Origin of the sequence: Candidatus Aegiribacteria sp., assembly GCA_021108005.1 — a bacterium.
Lineage (GTDB): Bacteria > Fermentibacterota > Fermentibacteria > Fermentibacterales > JCC-6 > Aegiribacteria.
Window position 1 is genome coordinate 1 of sequence record JAIORS010000139.1, and the last position, 16,997, is coordinate 16,997.

The 16,997-nt window shown below is 47.4% G+C and carries 18 protein-coding genes and 3 tRNA genes; 3 read left to right on the forward strand and 18 right to left on the reverse strand.

The genetic code is table 11. From position 1 onward, the window contains the following. The 11 genes from K8S15_08340 to K8S15_08390 all read right to left on the reverse strand — a co-directional run bounded on the left by K8S15_08340 (position 1) and on the right by K8S15_08390 (position 9,540). Positions 1-76 (reverse strand) — tRNA-Ala (locus tag K8S15_08340). Between the two features lie 60 nt (positions 77-136). Continuing rightward, positions 137-1,849 (reverse strand): tetratricopeptide repeat protein, encoded by a 1,713-nt coding sequence (locus K8S15_08345; protein ID MCD4776041.1) that lies wholly within the window; start codon positions 1,847-1,849, stop codon positions 137-139. 107 nt (positions 1,850-1,956) lie between these two features. Beyond that, positions 1,957-2,049: transfer RNA gene (locus K8S15_08350), tRNA-Ser, on the reverse strand. A gap of 113 nt (positions 2,050-2,162) precedes the next feature. After that, positions 2,163-2,528, reverse strand: coding sequence for a DUF3795 domain-containing protein (locus tag K8S15_08355; protein ID MCD4776042.1), 366 nt, complete (start codon positions 2,526-2,528; stop codon positions 2,163-2,165). Between the two features lies 1 nt (position 2,529). Further along, complete coding sequence (locus K8S15_08360) at positions 2,530-3,120, reverse strand: Maf family protein (protein MCD4776043.1); 591 nt, start codon at positions 3,118-3,120, stop codon at positions 2,530-2,532. A 5-nt stretch (positions 3,121-3,125) separates the two neighbouring features. Continuing rightward, positions 3,126-3,578 (reverse strand): D-tyrosyl-tRNA(Tyr) deacylase, encoded by a 453-nt coding sequence (gene dtd, locus K8S15_08365; protein ID MCD4776044.1) that lies wholly within the window; start codon positions 3,576-3,578, stop codon positions 3,126-3,128. After that, positions 3,575-4,066 (reverse strand): hypothetical protein, encoded by a 492-nt coding sequence (locus K8S15_08370; GenBank protein MCD4776045.1) that lies wholly within the window; start codon positions 4,064-4,066, stop codon positions 3,575-3,577. Before K8S15_08370 ends, dtd begins: the two co-directional genes overlap by 4 nt. Positions 4,067-4,072: 6 nt before the next feature. After that, positions 4,073-5,293 carry an Ig-like domain-containing protein gene (locus K8S15_08375; protein ID MCD4776046.1) on the reverse strand — a complete coding sequence of 407 codons (1,221 nt, stop codon included), beginning with the start codon at positions 5,291-5,293 and terminating at the stop codon, positions 4,073-4,075. Between the two features lie 21 nt (positions 5,294-5,314). Beyond that, a complete protein-coding gene (locus tag K8S15_08380) occupies positions 5,315-7,018 on the reverse strand; it encodes a hypothetical protein (GenBank protein ID MCD4776047.1) in 1,704 nt (567 codons plus the stop codon). A gap of 44 nt (positions 7,019-7,062) precedes the next feature. Next, on the reverse strand, positions 7,063-8,931 hold the full coding sequence (locus tag K8S15_08385; protein ID MCD4776048.1) for a S8 family peptidase: 1,869 nt from the start codon (positions 8,929-8,931) through the stop codon (positions 7,063-7,065). Positions 8,932-8,955: 24 nt separating this feature from the next. After that, positions 8,956-9,540 carry a hypothetical protein gene (locus K8S15_08390; GenBank protein ID MCD4776049.1) on the reverse strand — a complete coding sequence of 195 codons (585 nt, stop codon included), beginning with the start codon at positions 9,538-9,540 and terminating at the stop codon, positions 8,956-8,958. Positions 9,541-9,674: 134 nt separating this feature from the next. Here K8S15_08390 and K8S15_08395 point away from each other — a divergent pair, with 134 nt between their 5' ends. Together K8S15_08395 and pyrE are read left to right on the forward strand one after the other, a co-directional pair. Next, the gene (locus K8S15_08395) at positions 9,675-10,925 is read left to right on the forward strand and encodes a TonB family protein (protein ID MCD4776050.1); all 1,251 of its coding nucleotides are present in this window, start codon (positions 9,675-9,677) and stop codon (positions 10,923-10,925) included. Between the two features lie 80 nt (positions 10,926-11,005). Continuing rightward, positions 11,006-11,596 (forward strand): orotate phosphoribosyltransferase, encoded by a 591-nt coding sequence (gene pyrE, locus K8S15_08400; GenBank protein ID MCD4776051.1) that lies wholly within the window; start codon positions 11,006-11,008, stop codon positions 11,594-11,596. Positions 11,597-11,610: 14 nt separating this feature from the next. Here the strand turns inward: pyrE and K8S15_08405 are convergent, their stop codons facing one another. The 4 genes from K8S15_08405 to K8S15_08420 form a co-directional block, all read right to left on the reverse strand. Continuing rightward, entirely contained in the window at positions 11,611-12,513 is a 903-nt protein-coding gene (locus K8S15_08405) for a diguanylate cyclase (protein ID MCD4776052.1), read from the reverse strand. Positions 12,514-12,619: 106 nt separating this feature from the next. Beyond that, positions 12,620-13,492 carry a zinc-dependent peptidase gene (locus K8S15_08410; protein ID MCD4776053.1) on the reverse strand — a complete coding sequence of 291 codons (873 nt, stop codon included), beginning with the start codon at positions 13,490-13,492 and terminating at the stop codon, positions 12,620-12,622. A gap of 5 nt (positions 13,493-13,497) precedes the next feature. Then, positions 13,498-14,061, reverse strand: coding sequence for a hypothetical protein (locus K8S15_08415; protein MCD4776054.1), 564 nt, complete (start codon positions 14,059-14,061; stop codon positions 13,498-13,500). Between the two features lie 106 nt (positions 14,062-14,167). Then, on the reverse strand, positions 14,168-14,698 hold the full coding sequence (locus tag K8S15_08420; protein ID MCD4776055.1) for a class IV adenylate cyclase: 531 nt from the start codon (positions 14,696-14,698) through the stop codon (positions 14,168-14,170). Positions 14,699-14,767: 69 nt separating this feature from the next. On the opposite strand from K8S15_08420, the gene K8S15_08425 reads away from it, so the two are divergent. Beyond that, positions 14,768-14,853, forward strand: a tRNA-Ser gene (locus tag K8S15_08425). Between the two features lie 167 nt (positions 14,854-15,020). On the opposite strand, the gene K8S15_08430 is transcribed toward K8S15_08425, so the two are convergent. From K8S15_08430 to K8S15_08440, 3 genes are all read right to left on the reverse strand, one after another. Next, the gene (locus K8S15_08430) at positions 15,021-15,404 is read right to left on the reverse strand and encodes a DUF4878 domain-containing protein (protein ID MCD4776056.1); all 384 of its coding nucleotides are present in this window, start codon (positions 15,402-15,404) and stop codon (positions 15,021-15,023) included. Between the two features lie 169 nt (positions 15,405-15,573). Beyond that, positions 15,574-16,059 carry a hypothetical protein gene (locus tag K8S15_08435; GenBank protein ID MCD4776057.1) on the reverse strand — a complete coding sequence of 162 codons (486 nt, stop codon included), beginning with the start codon at positions 16,057-16,059 and terminating at the stop codon, positions 15,574-15,576. Then, complete coding sequence (locus K8S15_08440; GenBank protein MCD4776058.1) at positions 16,035-16,997, reverse strand: PHP domain-containing protein; 963 nt, start codon at positions 16,995-16,997, stop codon at positions 16,035-16,037. Before K8S15_08440 ends, K8S15_08435 begins: the two co-directional genes overlap by 25 nt.

The window sequence follows — 16,997 nt, forward strand, 5'->3', positions numbered from 1 at the left end:
TGGTGGAGATGAGCGGGATCGAACCGCCGACCTCTGCCTTGCGAAGGCAGCGCTCTTCCAACTGAGCTACATCCCCACAATAAATCCTGATCAATATTCCCTGAAAACAACCAGTCCTTCGCTGTGCTTACAAACCTCACTCGATGAGGTAAACCTTTCCAAGGCCGGTTACTTCAGTATAACCCTCGGGAGTTCCATCATGGGAAAGCAGTATTTCAGGATCGGCTGCCATAATGGATGACGTTCTGACGTAAAAGATACGGTTATTGCCCCCCAGGAGAATGATTCGAACTGGATGATCGGCAATGAATATAGCCTTTTCAAGGGTTTTTTCTTTGATTACGTAAATAGAATCATTATGGGTAATATCCAGCAGCTCAGCATTGATAGTCCCGGTGTGGAGAATAACTGCTTCTTTTCGGATAACCATGTTCTCTTTCACTTCAATTATAAGGGGTTCTTCAGGACCACAGTTCAACAGGAAGGTTCCCTCTCCCGAAAGTTCAACGGTTCCATCTTCCTGTGATTCTATTCTCAATGGTTTCTCGTAGATGGAAAGCATGGATTTCCTTACATTCACAGTTCCAGAAGTCATATGAATGGTAATAAGCCCTGATTCAGCGGACCATGGATCAATACGGAAATCCGCCTCCTGTTTCATGATGGCTGTCGGCACTCCAACGCTTTCCTCACGGGTTTCCTCTTTCTCAGGTTCCTCGGCTTCAGGCTCAGGTTCTTCCTCAGCCACGGTCTCTTCAGCTTCCTCTACCTCAGGTTCCTCGGCTTCAGGCTCAGGGGCGTTGAAAATCGCCTCAAGCGTCTTGCTGGATTTGAAGTCAATTCCCGAAGATTCGTCAGTATCTTTCTTACCCGGAGCAAATTGTGAGGATTCGTCTTCTTCCTCAGTTTCTGGTTCAGGTTCTTCTTCCCTGGAAGGCTCTTCGGCTTCAGGCTCAGGTTCTTCCTCAGCCACAGTCTCTTCAGCTTCCTCTACCTCAGGTTCTTCGGCTTCAGGCTCAGGTTCGACCGCTGTTTCCTCTTCGTCGCCAGCCGATTCTCCAAATATTTCATCAAGGCTTCGTACAGCTTTCTTCACTTCTTCTTTCTTTTCATCGGAATCTTCCTGCTCTTCCTGAAGTTCAGGAGTATCTTTCCTTTCGGATCCGTCCCCATCAGCAAAGGCAGACTGCAGGGCCTGAGAAGTGGAGACACCAATATTCTCAAGAAGTTCTGAAACGTCGTTTTCTTCTTCCTCCGTTGAATTATCGGAAATTCCGATATTTTTCAGGAGTTTATCTACACTGGTTTCTTCATTGTCTTCAGAATCCGCAAAAATATTGTCCGATGGAGCGTCAGGAAATATCTGCATGCCCTCGTTGATATTTCCTTTTCCATCGGCAGCGACTTCGGTTCCCTCAGGCTGTACACTATTGGGAGAACTGAAAATATCCGCCAGGTTGACTCCGGAGTCCTTCGTTCTGGTTTCAATTCTTTTAATAGCTACCTTCGCGCCGTGATGATCAGAATCATTATCAAGAACTACACTGAAATTGTCCAGGGCCAGCTGGTATTCTCCCAGTTCTTCAAGAACCTGAGCAAGTCTGAAATTGTTGTCAGCGTTTCCCTCATCAAGTGTAATAAGTATTTCGAGCTGAGATCTTGCCTCAACCCATAGTTCCATACTCATGCATGTGTCCGCAAGCAGGCTTCTACCTCTAGGTCTGGTTCCAATGAGAGATATCGCCTTCTGAAGTAATTCTCTGGCCTGCTCTGGAGACTCGTTTGCTAAATATCCTTCGGCATCGTTACACAAGGTATTGTAGGTTTCACCTGTAAATGTATCGGACATATTTCCTCCCTGATAAATGCTGAGCTTGCTGGCATCACAAGTATTTATAAAATTTCAGCAACCCTGGCGATCCCTAAATACCAGTTTGACCGCTATACCAGCCAGGGTGGCGGAGAGAGAGGGATTCGAACCCTCGAGAACGAATACACGCTCTACACGGTTTCCAACCGTGCTCCTTCGGCCAGCTCGGACATCTCTCCGCTAATACACTAACCCATAAAAGAGACCGGCAGTACGGAAATGAATAACCATAGCTGCTGATGATTCTTACTGGTTAATTGATAGACAATATTGTAAAAACTGTCAACTTGCGTCATTCCGAAGGTGTCTTCTGACGCGGCACCTGCTGTTCCAGCTTCTCAAGGTTTTGCCTGGCGTCGGGAACCAGTTCGAAGAAATCTTTCAGATCAACACAGGCAAATTCCTCGCAGTCAGCACATGTATCGATATTCCGCTCCTCCGCACAGAGACGAATGGAACACTTGTAACAGTGTGAAAAGTGGATACCTTCCTTTAATTTGCAGCCCATGCATTTAATATTTTCAGGATCGATATCCTTTTCGTATATTTTCGACCATTCCTGCGCGATTTTTCCTTTGGAATACTCATAGCCGCTAAGAGTTGCCATATGCGCTGGACACCTCGAACAATCCAATCCGCAATAGGCTATCAGAGACATATCATTCCCCACTCAGAACTCTGTCCCTGAATTCGTGTATAAACCTGGAAACAGGCAAACCCATTACATTGAAGTAGCATCCTTCAATTCGCTCTACAAGTAAACTCCCATATCCCTGTATTCCGTAAGCTCCCGCTTTATCAAGCGGTTCTCCGGTAGAAACGTATGCTTTTATTTCATCGGGACTGAGGTTTCTGAACTTAACCTTCGTTTCCTCAGTAAACCGCATATCAATACCTTTTTCCGGCCAGAGGACACAAATTCCGCCAAACACCGAATGCCATGCTCCCGAAAGCCTTCCAAGCATATCCGCGGCCTGTTCTTCATCATGTGGTTTTCCAAGGAGTTCACCTCCCAGAGCAACCAAAGTATCCGCTCCCAGAACGGGTTCGCCGCTGTTCGAACCGATTATATTTTCCGCTTTTTTTCTTGCCCAGTACCGGACAACAGCATCCGGTGATCCTTCCATCCGCGTTTCGTTTACGGTTCCCGGAATCTGAATAAAAGGTATGCCTGTCATCTCAAGGATGATCCTCCTCCTTGGGGATTTGCTGGCAAGCACGAGGGGAGTTTCAGCGGGATACCACCACATTTCTATTAAATCCTTTCGGAAGGGGAGTCTATCATGATGGTTACAGGTCCGTTATTTACCAGGCTGACTTCCATCATTGCTCCGAATACTCCCGACTTAACCATAAGCCCCGAGTGGGATACGATCTCGATAAAGAGGTTGTAGAGAAGCTCAGCCCTCTCAGGCAGAGCGGCATTCATGAAGCTGGGTCGTTTCCCCTTTTTTGAATCTGCATGCAGTGTAAACTGGCTTACGATTAGTATATCACCGTTGATATCATTTACAGATAGATTCATACTGTTGTTCGAATCAGGAAATATTCTAATACCGGTTATCTTCTTCGACATCCATTCAAGATCTTCTTCAGTATCCGATTTTCCGAAACCTGTAAGAGCAAGCAGTCCAGGTCCTATTTCACCCACAATCCTGCCTTCTGACAATACGGATGCTCTGGAGACACGCTGAAGAAGGACTTTCATACGCCGCCTTCTTCTTCCGGCCTGTCCAGCTCTTCATGGATAGAACCGGGAATACCAGCAGTGAGAGCTACAACTGATCCGGCGATACTGCCGAGGGCAACAGGCAGGCCTGCAAGTTGAAGATACCTTCCCAGCCGTAAACATTTCACAGATCTGTTCCGGTAAGCCGCCAGACGGGTGAGCGATCCGGAAGTGAACAGAGCAACTCCTGCCCAGCGGAGAATCCAGGGAGAACCGTAGGAGGTAAGCTCCAGAAGAAAACTATCCACTGCACTGACCAGAAGAACGGCATAGAAGACAGTGTAGGGGAGGCTTGCAGAGCCTCCCCTGTACTTCGATTCAGATGCGCTCCAGAATAGATACAACAACACAGTGACTCCGCATATCTGGAATTCATTCGAGTGCCAGGGAAGGGTTTCAAGGTCTATGATACCCAGCAGCCACAGCACACCTATCAGAGCCAGTATTGCTATTGAACGTAAAACCATGCGACCCTATAGGGTTCCTGACCAGTCATCCTCATCGGGATTACCGCCAAGTCCATCATTATTACCATCAAGCATGTTTCCATACTGGTCAGCAACTCTGCATGATACGTACAGATTAACAGTTCCTTCTGTTTTACGCTGAAGCAGACAGTTAGCTACCGATGGATCTACGCTTGTTTCGAAGTTTATGGGAATCGAACCTTTGTTATCGATTACCTGAATGTTGGCCGCTATGAACGTCGCAGGATCCATTACCACGTAATCTCCGGTCAGACTTTGTTCAAACTCGATACGCACGCAATTATTATCGGGCGTCAGAGTTGCCTGATCTATTGCCGGTGGTGCACTATGAGTATTTGAATCATCAATGATCTGGAAATCCCATACGAAATCCGGCTCATTTGGCCAGACGTATCCGTCACCGTTCGTATCAAGGTAGTTTCCAGCGGAATCAGCTATCTGGGCAGTGAGCCTTACGGTATATCTGGTTCCATAGGACAGGCTGTCCGTTGGTTGAGTAATAAACCCAGTCGGCGATACGTAAATTATCTGCAGATCTACCGCGGAGGAATCGGAGGTTTTCACTAAGGAAAAATTGCTCAACGTAAGCTGAGATACATCCATAGGTCCATTAAAGAAGAAGATCCTCGGCTGGTCCATGAGATTGTCTATATTTCCTACCATGGGATAATGATTCTCAATGCCGGGAGGTGTAATATCACGTGTCTCTGCAGTCCCGGTGAAGAACGTTATCAGTCTGTTATCCCAGGGCGAGCCATCGTATAGAGCATTGTGATTGGGGTCCAGCTCGTTTCCAGTGATATCCAGGATAGTCCCGGCGGCAACCGTAAGAAGGTACGCTGTATCATCTGAGAACGTTCCAGCAAGCATAGCTGTTCCGCTTTCCGGATAATAGTTGACGCTTTCGAACTGAACGGAACCTGTACCCGGACTCGTCTCAACCATTTCGAATGAGGCAGCCGTAACAGTTAAAGGATCAATAACTTTATCAAAGCTCAGCATCACCGCGTCCTGAATTCCATCGGTTTCAGGATCAAGGTCGTTGAACTGATAATTGCCGAATCCGCCGCTCTCCGTTCCAGCCAGATCTATGTGGGGATGATCGTTTCCGCCTTCCCACTGTACTTCAGGATTGGCTTTGAAGGGGTTGTCCTCAGCGCAACCCAAAAGGAACAAAGCAATAATACACGCTGTTATCATTTTCATTGTATATCCCTCTTCAATCTGCTAAAATGACAGAGTCGCTGAGAGACGCCATTGATCAAAGTTGTCTCCAAGACCCATCAAATCGATCTGTATGTATTCGTTAGGCATGTATCCAACTCCATAGGAGTAGGGTACATCCGTGTATTTTTCGACAGTTTCTACGAGAGTACCATCCACTGTGTCAAACGGACTTTCAACGTACTGCTGTTCGGTACCATCACCGAATACAGTATGAATGACAACAGGCGAAGCTTCAATAAGCGATGTAGTTTCGTTTTCCGTATTCCACACGAATGCCGGGCTTGCTCCCAGCCTTGCATAGACTTTTGGCAACACTTCGAATTCCAGTCCAACAGGAATGGATATCCTCTTGGTATTACCTGTCGAAATGATTTCCTCTGTCTGTGTCCATGTTGAAGTAGAAGTATAATCATCCGGATCGGCGAACTCATCGTCTCCGTCGGAGTGTGTCTCAATAACACTATTACTGGATTCGTTCAAGACCGTATTGCTGTTATCGTACATCCTGAATCCCATACCCATGCTGACAGTTAATCTCTTCGAAGGATCAAATGTCAGTTTGGCTCCAGCAGCAAAAAGATCATCGCTGATATCGATCTCGGTTCCGCCGGAACCATTCATATCGATAATAGTGGAATCGATGAAAGATCCAATCGTTACGATGTAAGATGAATCCATACTGATCGAATACTGATCGGAACTTCCGTTCAGGCTTGCAGTGTAATATCCTCCTGAAGCTTCAAGGGTCCAGTTCTCGTCAAGCCTGAGATCCATATTCAATCCGCCGCCGAATCTGTTTCCTCCGGGTGAGACAGAGTAATTCTCCGACCCGCTCCATGTTGCGTAATCGTATACGCCGCTCTGTCCGGGAAGGAAATTTTCTGTTCCGGATATGACAACCTCATCGGATACATCCGATGAAAGGGATGTAAACATGAACATCCCCCCGATATCCATCACGTCCGTTGCTGCGCCTGTACCCGACGCGGATATCCCCAGGCCTTTTCTGTCATCCTTGAAAAGCCCTTCTCCGATGGAATTCATGGTATAGGTCTCAGCGCCGGTCACAAGGTTAGAATCGGTGACCGCTATGGATCTGTTATCATCTTCATCCAGCATTTCGGTGCTTATGCTCAAATAGGACACACCAAGGCCCAGTCTGAATGATTCATTCACGGCATATGCTCCGTAGACACCTGCTGACGTAAGTGATGAATCGGTTCTTGCTTCGGCTGTCTCATGAACGGTATGCCTTGAGTCAAGGGTTCCGTCACCGTTTGTATCGATATATTCCGACCAGGTTCCCTCAATGGAGCCCATCCCGGTGAGGTACGGTGAACCTCCGGGACCCGGTAAAGATACTTCTTCATAAAATCTGTCTTTCATGAATTCCGTAAGAATTCCCAGTCCGAAGGATGAACCTTCCGGTGCGTAACTTCCGCCAAGAAGAAAGCCGCCACGGGTGCTGTCAGTTTCTTCAAAGACCATATCGGTACCTGTTGAAAGGTTGGAAAGCCCTGAATAAACTCTGATACCTTCAATTTCCAGGAGTCTGTCAGGCACCGGCTGCAGAAACAGCATGCCTGAGAACCACTGATCCAGGTCATCAAGGATCATACCTTCTGTAGACATGGATCTGAATGTTTGTGGCTGAGCAAAGGCGACCGTACAGATCACAAGCACCAGCAAAGCCAGCATTTTCATAAGTTACCTCCTTATTATTATCTATTTATCTCACGATACTTGAATTATCTAACAAGAGAACATTTAATTAAATATATTGTATCACCTGTTCTCAGAGTGACAATATATATGCCAGACGAAGCGAAACTGCCATCATCGCATATTCCATTCCAGTAGAATGCCTCTCCGGGAAGCGGAGCTCTGAACGAACCTGGACCTATACCCCTTCTTATTGATTTGTAAACCATCTGCCCCGTAAGATCGAATATGGTCAGTTCAGCGTCCACCGGACCAGTTATAATATCAAATCCAACGTAAATTCCTTCGGTTGAAGGGTTTGGATAAGCAGAGGGAGCAACCCTGCCGGGCGCCTGATCAATATATACATCGACTTCCACACCTTCAGCTCCAAGGGTTCCGGTCACAGGGATAACGGAGCCGTCGCCTCCAGCATCGTTAATAGAATATGCGCCAAGCTCCCCGGGACAGAAGGCGAACCATCCTGATTGATTCGTCTCGATCAGGTATATGGAATCACTCATTGCCAGCGCCAGCGGATAGCCCTGCAAGTACTCACCGGAGCAGCTTGATCTGACTGATCCGGTTACCGAATGATATTTCAATGCTGCATATGCATTAATTGTACCGTATCCTGCGCTGTTATCCGGAGACTCGTTCTGAGACGAAGTCAATCGAAGAATTTCCATAATCTCAATCATTGACCATTCAGGATGCGCGCCGCACAAAGCCCCGGCTGCGGAGGACACCAGGGGAACCGAAAATGATGTACCATTCCCCTGGGAATACGTGGAAGTACCCGCGCATGCAAGGCTGACATCCTGCCCCAGGGCACACGCATCCGGCTTTATCCGCCCATCGTACGTAGGTCCTCTTGATGAGAACTGCGTAACATTTCCGTATGAATCAACGGCTCCCACCGCGAAAACCGAGTCTCCGTCTGACGGAGCAAGAAGGGAGCCCGGCTCGGGACCCGAATTACCGATAGCATTGAAAACCACCATCCCCCTTGAAGCCGCAGCGTCCGCGGCTATTGTGGTAACTGCTGTATTTCCGTCAAGATCGGAGTAAGTGTACCAATCAATATAGGCAAGGGAGCTGTTTACAAGCTCACCGCCTCCAAGTTCAATCCATTCAAGCCCCTGAACCCAGTAATCTTCTTCCGCCTGGTATTCATCGCTTATATCCTCTGTTTTAGCCAGTATAAATGAAGCATTGGGAACACCGCCACAGAAGGCATCTTCAACGTACCCTCCGAGTATAGACAGAACCGCGGTTCCATGATCCGACTGACCGGGATAATCATCGGGTTGCTGTGACGGATCAGGGTCATCGTTTACAAAATCGTACATCTGAATAACGTCGATATCTCGAAAAACAGCGTGCACCAGGTTGAAGCCTGAATCCAGAATACCTACAACGACCCCCTCCCCGGTCCAGCCGCGCCTGTGAAGTTCATCAAGTTTGATCTGCTCGAGCTGGAATGCGGTCACTCCCGAGGAATTACCTGTATACTCATGAAATTCAGGCATTCGGAAAGTACTGGAGGATACCGGATGCACGTGGTCAACGAAAGGCAGCGCGAGAATTTCTTCAAGGCTGCCGTATTCTGCGTTAATACTTACGGCATTAAGGTATTTTGACTCTGTCCTGATACTTCTGCATACCGCTGCAGCAGCTACCTGCTCCACATAACCGCACCATGGCTCAAGGTCCAGTTCGTCCGCTTCGAACAAACCAACGGAAATCCGTCTTTCGTAAGATGGGGAATTCTGCAGTTCGAGAGTTTCAGCCCAAAGCCTGCTTTCGATATCGGGGCCTCTGCTGTTGAAGAACACCCACCACGCCCCGGCATCGTACCGAGATGTACCAGATGCAGTCAGTGCAAGACAGAGCAGTATTAGATTAAGACTCACTGCAGGATATTATCAGTTTTGTGTTTATGTATCTGACATGTCCCACCACTGCCAGATGTACCATTCGCCTGTGTTCGTATCCGGGCGGCAAATAAATAGTGTGGAACCCGATGCCAGGTAACCACCCTCTACAGTATATACTTTCAGGGTGAAAGTACGCTGCAGTTGATATGACTGGCCTGTTGGATCGCCCGTCCATTGGCTCTGCTGATTTCCCTCAAGAACAAGATCAATAGAAGTTACATTTGTGCTATTGAACATGTTTATATGAAACTCCTCCTCCTGATCCAGGCCCCAGTACGTATCGATTATGTCGTCACCGTTGTAATCTTGCCAGTCGATTTCCAGCAGATGAAACTCGAAATCGTCCCTGAAGCAATTAAGGTAATGCCCAATATCACGGCTGACATATGCGTACTTAAGATTTTCGAGAGCTTTGTAAGCGCTGTCAACTGGATTGTGGTACTGGGGTGGAGGAGGATCGCCTCCCGTATTAGGAGAAAACGGATTCCAGCATCCCGATACGATAATAGCCGTAATAGCGGCAGATACAACGAATACGTGTATATGTTTATTTACTGGTTTTGAACTTCTGTTTTCATGGTTCATTGGAATGTACCTCCGATTCATATGGTATTAACACCATATGGGAAAAATTGTTCCTGAAAGGCACTTCGTCAAGCTTGCAAGATATCGGTTGACGATTGCTTCTTTCTGCTTCATTTTTTATGAAGGAGGATTTAGTGATTAATGTACTATTGTGTTTGTTAATATCCCTTATCAGTCAGGTCTCAACAGTGGATGAGGCAATTGAGCTGTATCTCAGGGGGGATATGAACGGAAGCATAACCGCGCTGGAAGCTCTTCTTGCGGGCGGAAACATCACACTGGATGAGGAAATAAGGGCCTACCACAGACTGGGAGCTGCCTATTTTGGTATAGGTGAACCCGGCAAAGCCGAATCTTCATTCTACAACCTGTTGCAGCTTGACCCATACTACGATCTTGGACCCTGGGAAAACCCTCAGCTTAGAAGACTACTCGATAATGTCAGGCAGGAAAACATGGCCACCGTACTGGTGCAGGGGGAACCTGCTGGTGCTCTTATCTTCATGAATGGTAATTACGTGGGTTCAGCCCCCTACATTCAGGACAATCTTCTGAGCGGCCGGACGTACACTTTCGCTATTATGGCGGAAGGATACGAAACCGATGTCCAGTCCTGTGTCACACTTCCCGGACAGCTTCACACAATGATTTATCAAATGACACCTGCTTCATCGTCCACTGAAATCGCCCTTCTCGATTCAGCATCAACGGGTGTAATCGGTCCGCAGACTGAATCATCTCATGAGACGACCGCAGAATCCGGAACGAACCTTAACTCCGATATCATCTCACCGGATACATCGATCAACATAGGTTCGCTGAACTCGGGAGCCATGACCATCGAACAGCTTAATGCCATTCTTCACGGAGGCGAACAGATGACCGCACTGGGAAACATCGGTCCGCTTTCTTCTGATACGGGAGACAACGAAGAAGCAGGATCAACTCACGAACTGATCAGGGATCCCACCAGGTTTCAGAATACCGGAAGCACCATCGAGACTTTGTCCGAAAGCCAGGCAAGAATGGTCTTTTCAGATGTGAACCTGAATACCGAAAACGTACTTCAAACGGACCCCGGCTCCTCTTACAGTTCCAGGACCTCCGGCGAGGTGAGGGAAGTGCTGATGTCCAAGGAAAGTGCAGTAGTCTTTCTCTACACCAAGCATCTTAGATCCGACCCTCTGCTTTCAGGAACAGTTCTGATCGAAATGATAATCGAGCCAAGTGGCAGAATATCCGACGTTTCCATCCTTGATTCAACAACTTTTAATCCTGCTTTCGACCTTGAGTTAGCCTCAACAGTGGGAACATGGAGGTTCGGGGCTGTTGACGCAGATGAAGGACCTCTTCCCGTAACATACCCGTTCAATTTCTCCCGTTGATTCCCGATTTACGCTACTTGTAAACACTGATAATCTGATTAACGGCAGGTAAGATAGCACTTTAAGAATCTGGAGGAAAAGTGAGTGAGAAAAGAGTAATCGAGATACTTAAATCATGTGATGCCCTGCTTGAAGGGCATTTCAGATATACATCTGGCCGCCATGGAAAACAGTACTTCGAAAAAATCCGAATCGTTCAGGAACCGCAATTCGTGGACGAACTGGGCAGGATGATGGCTGCGAAGATGGATGATATCAGAGAAGATATCGATCTTGTATGCGCCCCCGCATACGGAGCTGTAGTCTTTGGATTCGCAACCGCTCTTCATATGGGAAGAAGGTTTGCCTTTCTTCAGAGGGACGTCGAAGCGAAGATGTCTATAAGATCGGGGTTCATGGATATTGTTAAAGGCAGCAGGATTCTTCTTGTGGAAGACATATGCACCACAGGCGGCAGCATCGTTGAATCTATTGATGCCTTGAATACAGCCGGAGCAGAAGTCCTGCAGGTGGGTCTTATCGTTGATAGAACCGCGGGGAAGCTGCAACTTGATATTCCATACAGAGCACTTTTGAGCGTGGAGGCAGTCAGCTGGGACAGTGATGAATGTCCCCTGTGCAAAGAGGGCATTCCAATAACTGTTCCGGGTTCATCCGGTAAAAAGGGATAAAAACCATCAGTGTGTTACTTGCAAGGTACAACCCTATTTCTTCCAGCTTTCTTCGCGCGGAAAAGAGCTGAATCAGCCGCTGCAACCATTGAGGATGAATGCTTTTCGGATTTCTCCGCGGTGCAGCATCCAATACTGCAGGTAACCCTTAGATTCTCTATCTCTTTGTCTATCTGAAGAGTTGCAATCCTCGTCCTGATACGGTCGCCTATAGAGATGGATTCCTCCCTCTGTGTTCTTGGAAGAACAATGAGGAATTCCTCTCCTCCGTAGCGGCCAATCCTGTCGAACGATCTGCAGCTCTGACTGAGAAGTCTGGAAAAAGCTCTGATAACCTTGTCACCGACCTGGTGGCCGTAGGTATCATTCACCGCCTTGAATCGGTCGAGGTCCAGCATCAGTATGCTTGTTGAAGTGACATCTCTCTTTCCCCTGTCAAGTTCCATGCTGAGCTCCTTGAGAATGGCCGCATGGTTCAGCAGTCCGGTAAGGCTGTCTGTTCTGACAAGATACTTAAGCTGATTATTGAGATCGATCAGCTTTTTCTCAAGCTGCGCGGTTCTTACAGCTACACCTATTCTGGCCTTGAGTTCGGTCGAGTTCGTTTTCTTCGAGATATAATCATTCGCGCCAGCCCTGAGAGCCCTGCTGATGTCATTCGATCCTTCCCTTGCGCTGTTGATAATAATGTAGCAAACATGTTCAGCATCAAGTTTTCGAATTTCCCTGCAGACCTCAATACCGTCCATGCCGGGCATCATCCAGTCAAGGAGAATAACTGAAAATTCCTTCCGTTTAACTCTATCCAGAGCCTCTTGCCCGTTGCTGACTGTAACAGGCTCGTAGCCAATATCAGTGACAACCTTCGATAGAATTTTTCGGCTTATCGGGTCGTCGTCCGCAATCAGTATCTTCATGTTCTCCTATCGGTACTATTGTTCACAATATTAACCGGTAAAGAGATTCAGACAAGACCTGTGTTTTACATTCGGAACAATCATGTATAGGGCCTATTAATGAATATCAGGGATTCTGGTTAAAAAAATCCGATAATTGCTTGTAAAGTTCGGGAGCTTTCTGCTTCATCATTTCGGGTTTTTCAAAAAACGCTTCGACAGAACAGGCGAAGAATTCGGCTGGATTTGTTCCAGCGTATTGACGAAGCATGGACTTCCCCTTGTTAACTTTCTCGAACTCCCTGTGCATGACTTCAATCCAGGGTCGATAAGCTCCCAGTGCAAGCTCATCGGGAACGCCATCGGGACGGTATCCGTCAAGCACGTGTGCGAATTCGTGATACCCAACATTGTACCCGTCGTTATCGTGCTGAAATCCACGAAGGAGATGTGGAAGAGATAGAATTACGTTCCCCGATGAATGGACAAGTCCCGCTGCCGCTGAATCGCTGCCTTGCAGATCGGTGGAATACGAACCATCGGTTCTAAAACCACCGGGATATACAAGAATTTCACCGAAATCTCTGTACTCCCACTCCGGCCTTCCAAAGACCAGACGAACGGCCGTTGCGGCAACAAGCAGTTCTACTTTCCTGGTTATCTCCACGTCGTCCACACCGCTTATCGTATGTTCCGCCAGGAATATTGCTATATCGGCCTCGTAGGTCCGCTTTTTATCACCGGACATCGTTTTATAGAAAGTCACATATTCTGAAAGGATTGCCCTGTCCTCACTGCTGAGAGGGTTCTCAGATATCCTTTTCCTTTTTTTGTACTTCGGATAGTATATGGCAAGGTAGTAAACCGCGCCGATGATGAAGATCACCGGGACGACTATCAGACCTTTTCGGGAAAGCATGAAAGGAAGGCTGAATAAAAGACAGGCCAGGAATGTCACTCCCAGCCGTGCCTCTATCTTCCTGCGTGGGAATATCTCCATAGAGTCTATACTTCTTTAATAAAATGCCGCTCTACATGTATTCGCTTCAGTTCCCTCTTGAATATCTCTTTGTCTATCTGTTCACTTTCGAGTTCATCCTGTGCTTCTTCAAGCTTATGCTCCTCAAGGCGGAAAGCTCTCCAGGCCTTGCTGTAGGCTTCTTCCAGAGCCTTCAGTTCTTCAGGCTCAATCTTCTTATCTTCGGCCTTCTCAGATGCATCCCTGGCCTTTTCAAAGGCTATTCGTGCCTCTGAAGCAAGCTTCGTTTCCTCTTTGACTTCCTGCTTGAACCCGTTGATCTCCTCTTCGCTGAAACTCATCTCCTCTTTAATATTCTCTTCGAGTTCATCAAGAAGGGGCGATAGGAAAGTTCTCATCTCCTCAATAAAACCACGATACCTGGCAATGGTTCTTACGAGTTTCTTTTCCTTACGGATGTTATGTATCTGGTTGAGTCTCTCCTGCCATTCGTGCATCTGCCGGATGCTATCAACAAGATCTTTTCTTACAGCGTTTTTGTAGTGAATATCAGTCTTTAGTTTTCTCTCGATTGTAGTATGCTCGTTCATCAATATGCTCCTTTTTAAACAGAATTATTAAATATATCGCAGTTTCACATAGCCTCGATTAATGGCTCAGAAACAGCTTTCTGTCAAGGTTACAAAGTGAGGGTTGTCAGGTTTCTCTCGAATCACTTTTCTGTTCCGCTTCCCTCTCAAGGGCCGCATAGCTGAATCTTATCCCCTCCGCCGGATCGAATTCAAGTTCATCAACAGCCTTCATGACGGCTTCCTCCGATTCTGCCTCGATTTCAACATATCGGCCGAACCAGAGTTCATCCAGGCATATTGTAGCTTCACCAACCCTGCATTCCTTTCTCGTTTTTTTGTACCGGTAAACTACTCCGTAACCCAGAAGTTTGAATAGTTTCAGCGCATCCTCCTGGGAACACTCAAGAACAGCTTCCTCCTCATGCCGCACTTTCAACGCAGTTGCCGGAAGAGGTCTTTTGACCGTTACAAGTGTGCCTTTTCCGCAGTTCCGCAGTCGGAAAAGGGTATCCGTCTTTCTCAGAGGCCCTCCCATAAGATCAAGCACAAGATTGTTTTCTCTTACGGCATCTCCCGGTTCAACCCCGATTCTTTCCAGGTACCGCTCTACTTTTTGAAAATCATCAACTTTGAACTTCAATTCCATTTCAAGCAATATTTCATCCCCTCCGGCTTAAGACACTGATTGACCTTTGCAGTATGATAACTTAAATTCGACCGTTGCGGAGGACTAGTCTAATTGGTAAGGCAGCGGATTTGAAATCCGCCGGGTCTAATCCCTTCGGGGTTCGAGTCCCCGGTCCTCCGCCAGAAGGGGTCGGACGTCACTTGCGGCTAAAACCAGAAGGGGTCGGACGTCACTTGCGGCACTTGTATATAATAACAAGTGCCGCAAGTGACGTCCGACCCCAAATAAACGACCCCAAATAAAAAGGAGCCCCTTTCGAGGCCCCTTCTAATTACTATATCGATACTGTTTAGAACATACCGCCACTGGTAATTACCCAGCTGCCGTTCTCGAGCATAAGCTCGACTTCGGATTCATCGGTTTCACCCATAAAGGTCATTTCCATGGTTACTATTGCGGTTTCTCCGTCAATTTCAGAACCAATGACCTTGAATTCCATGGCGGACATAAGACTGAGCATGCCCTGCATCATTTCTTTGTCTTCGTCGGACATATCTGTAATCTCAGAACGATCCGCTTCCGGCACATACTGCGCCATGGCGTCTATGTCGCCGGATTTCATAGCATTGAACGCACCGTTAACAGCATCTTCTGGAGTGCTTGCGCCTCCGCCACCACCGCAGGCCATAACAGCAAGGCCCACAACACCAAGAACAGCAAGAATCTTTCGCATTTGTAACCTCCGTTTAGAGTATCAGAAGTATCGCAGATTCCGTGAGAGAATGGAAAATGCAACCCCTGAAGATCCGATTCGAACATCGAATACTACAACAATATCGGCTACTGCGTCAACAGGAATACAATATTCGTTCTACTTGGGCATCTACTGATGTGGTGCGGATTTAAAATAGTTGATCCAGAATTGGTGAACCTGTAACCTTCCAGGAAGATCCTTCCCATAAGAATTGGATGGAAAGAGAATATCCTGAATGCCAGGTAAATACAACCTCAGCGTTTCTGCCGTTCATGGAGACTTCCTCCGAAATGACGTTTTCAAGGGGTGGCAGGTATACTCCGTCAAGCATCCTTGTGATGAAATCTCCGGTTGTCATCCATTCCAGGTCCCATGTTGTCAGGTTTATTCGCAGTTCCCTCAGAAGGGTCTCCGCCATTCCCGGGTCATTCAGAGCAAGCTCTTTCAACTGCCGGTAGCTCAATTCTATCTGAATCCTGATGCTTTCGGACATCATGTCAAGGAACATTTCCCCGTCACTGTACTCAACCGCCTCCAGCAGATCCCAGGTGGAATCGATAGGAGTCGATGAGGAAACCGATGAAATGGAGACAATCGTCAATAAGGTGATTATGGAATTCCGCAGTATATCCATGTTCTGCCTTCCCTGAACACTCCGATTGAAATGCTTCCAGTTTGCTCCAGGTTAATCCGGTGGTCTCCGGCTTCAAGATCATCCTGCCAGAATACACCTCCGCATTTGCTTACAACTACTTCACCGTCACCTGGAAGATGAATGAGAATGCTGTCATCCTTTTTGTCTGCCCTGAAACCGGAAGCGTCACCATACAGGACATTGCTGGTAAAACATGATCCTCTCTTAAGAGCATTCAGTATCTGCTTCTCGGCGATCTCATCGGAATCTGACAGGTTATCATCCAGAAGTATGTGTGTCAGAAGTCTTCTGAACAGCATCTCGTATGAAAAGACTTCCATCTGCATGCGTCCGATCCCGAATTTCAGAGCATGGGCATCCGGTCCTGCAATCGCGCAGCCTCCGGTTCCTTCCCAGAACTCTACCGCAAGGGGGTCAGGATGTTCCACGCACCTGTCCGGATGCTTCAGTTTCGCCACAACATTGAAGGCTGATATCCCTTTCTTCCAGAGTGACATGTAATTCCATACTTCAACTCCCGAGAGTCCGGTCGTATCTCCGCCTTTCCATGTATAGCTTCTTGTCTTCGGCAGTTTACCCGGTTCCTCTGTCGGGTGAGCGGCAATGGCTATACCTCCGTTTTCGTTCACGAAGGATATCTGTTCCCGAGTATCCCATGTCCGGGGAAGCTCATCGATTCCGTAGGCCAGGAGATGGCTGTTCTTCTCTGAATCCTCAAGTTCAGTGCCGGCAAGTACAAAAAGGGGTGATTTCCAGCCTCCGAAACCTCTTTCCCTTGCGTCAAGTGTATTGTGGTCGTTGATTCCAAGAATGTCCACTCCAGCGGATATCGCCTTTTGTATAACATTTTCTATTGAACCGGTTCCATCGGATGCATCGGTGTGAACGTGAAGTACAGCTTTTTTTTCAATCATCAT

Bases quoted from the DNA above. Each gene is read 5' to 3' on its own strand.
- K8S15_08345 (MCD4776041.1), bottom strand. From the start codon at position 1,849: ATGTCCGATACATTTACAGGTGAAACCTACAATACCTTGTGTAACGAT.
- K8S15_08355 (MCD4776042.1), bottom strand. From the start codon at position 2,528: ATGTCTCTGATAGCCTATTGCGGATTGGATTGTTCGAGGTGTCCAGCG.
- K8S15_08360 (MCD4776043.1), bottom strand. From the start codon at position 3,120: ATGTGGTGGTATCCCGCTGAAACTCCCCTCGTGCTTGCCAGCAAATCC.
- dtd (MCD4776044.1), bottom strand. From the start codon at position 3,578: ATGAAAGTCCTTCTTCAGCGTGTCTCCAGAGCATCCGTATTGTCAGAA.
- K8S15_08370 (MCD4776045.1), bottom strand. From the start codon at position 4,066: ATGGTTTTACGTTCAATAGCAATACTGGCTCTGATAGGTGTGCTGTGG.
- K8S15_08375 (MCD4776046.1), bottom strand. From the start codon at position 5,293: ATGAAAATGATAACAGCGTGTATTATTGCTTTGTTCCTTTTGGGTTGC.
- K8S15_08380 (MCD4776047.1), bottom strand. From the start codon at position 7,018: ATGAAAATGCTGGCTTTGCTGGTGCTTGTGATCTGTACGGTCGCCTTT.
- K8S15_08390 (MCD4776049.1), bottom strand. From the start codon at position 9,540: ATGAACCATGAAAACAGAAGTTCAAAACCAGTAAATAAACATATACAC.
- K8S15_08405 (MCD4776052.1), bottom strand. From the start codon at position 12,513: ATGAAGATACTGATTGCGGACGACGACCCGATAAGCCGAAAAATTCTA.
- K8S15_08410 (MCD4776053.1), bottom strand. From the start codon at position 13,492: ATGGAGATATTCCCACGCAGGAAGATAGAGGCACGGCTGGGAGTGACA.
- K8S15_08415 (MCD4776054.1), bottom strand. From the start codon at position 14,061: ATGAACGAGCATACTACAATCGAGAGAAAACTAAAGACTGATATTCAC.
- K8S15_08430 (MCD4776056.1), bottom strand. From the start codon at position 15,404: ATGCGAAAGATTCTTGCTGTTCTTGGTGTTGTGGGCCTTGCTGTTATG.
- K8S15_08435 (MCD4776057.1), bottom strand. From the start codon at position 16,059: ATGGATATACTGCGGAATTCCATAATCACCTTATTGACGATTGTCTCC.
- K8S15_08440 (MCD4776058.1), bottom strand. From the start codon at position 16,997: ATGATGATTGAAAAAAAAGCTGTACTTCACGTTCACACCGATGCATCC.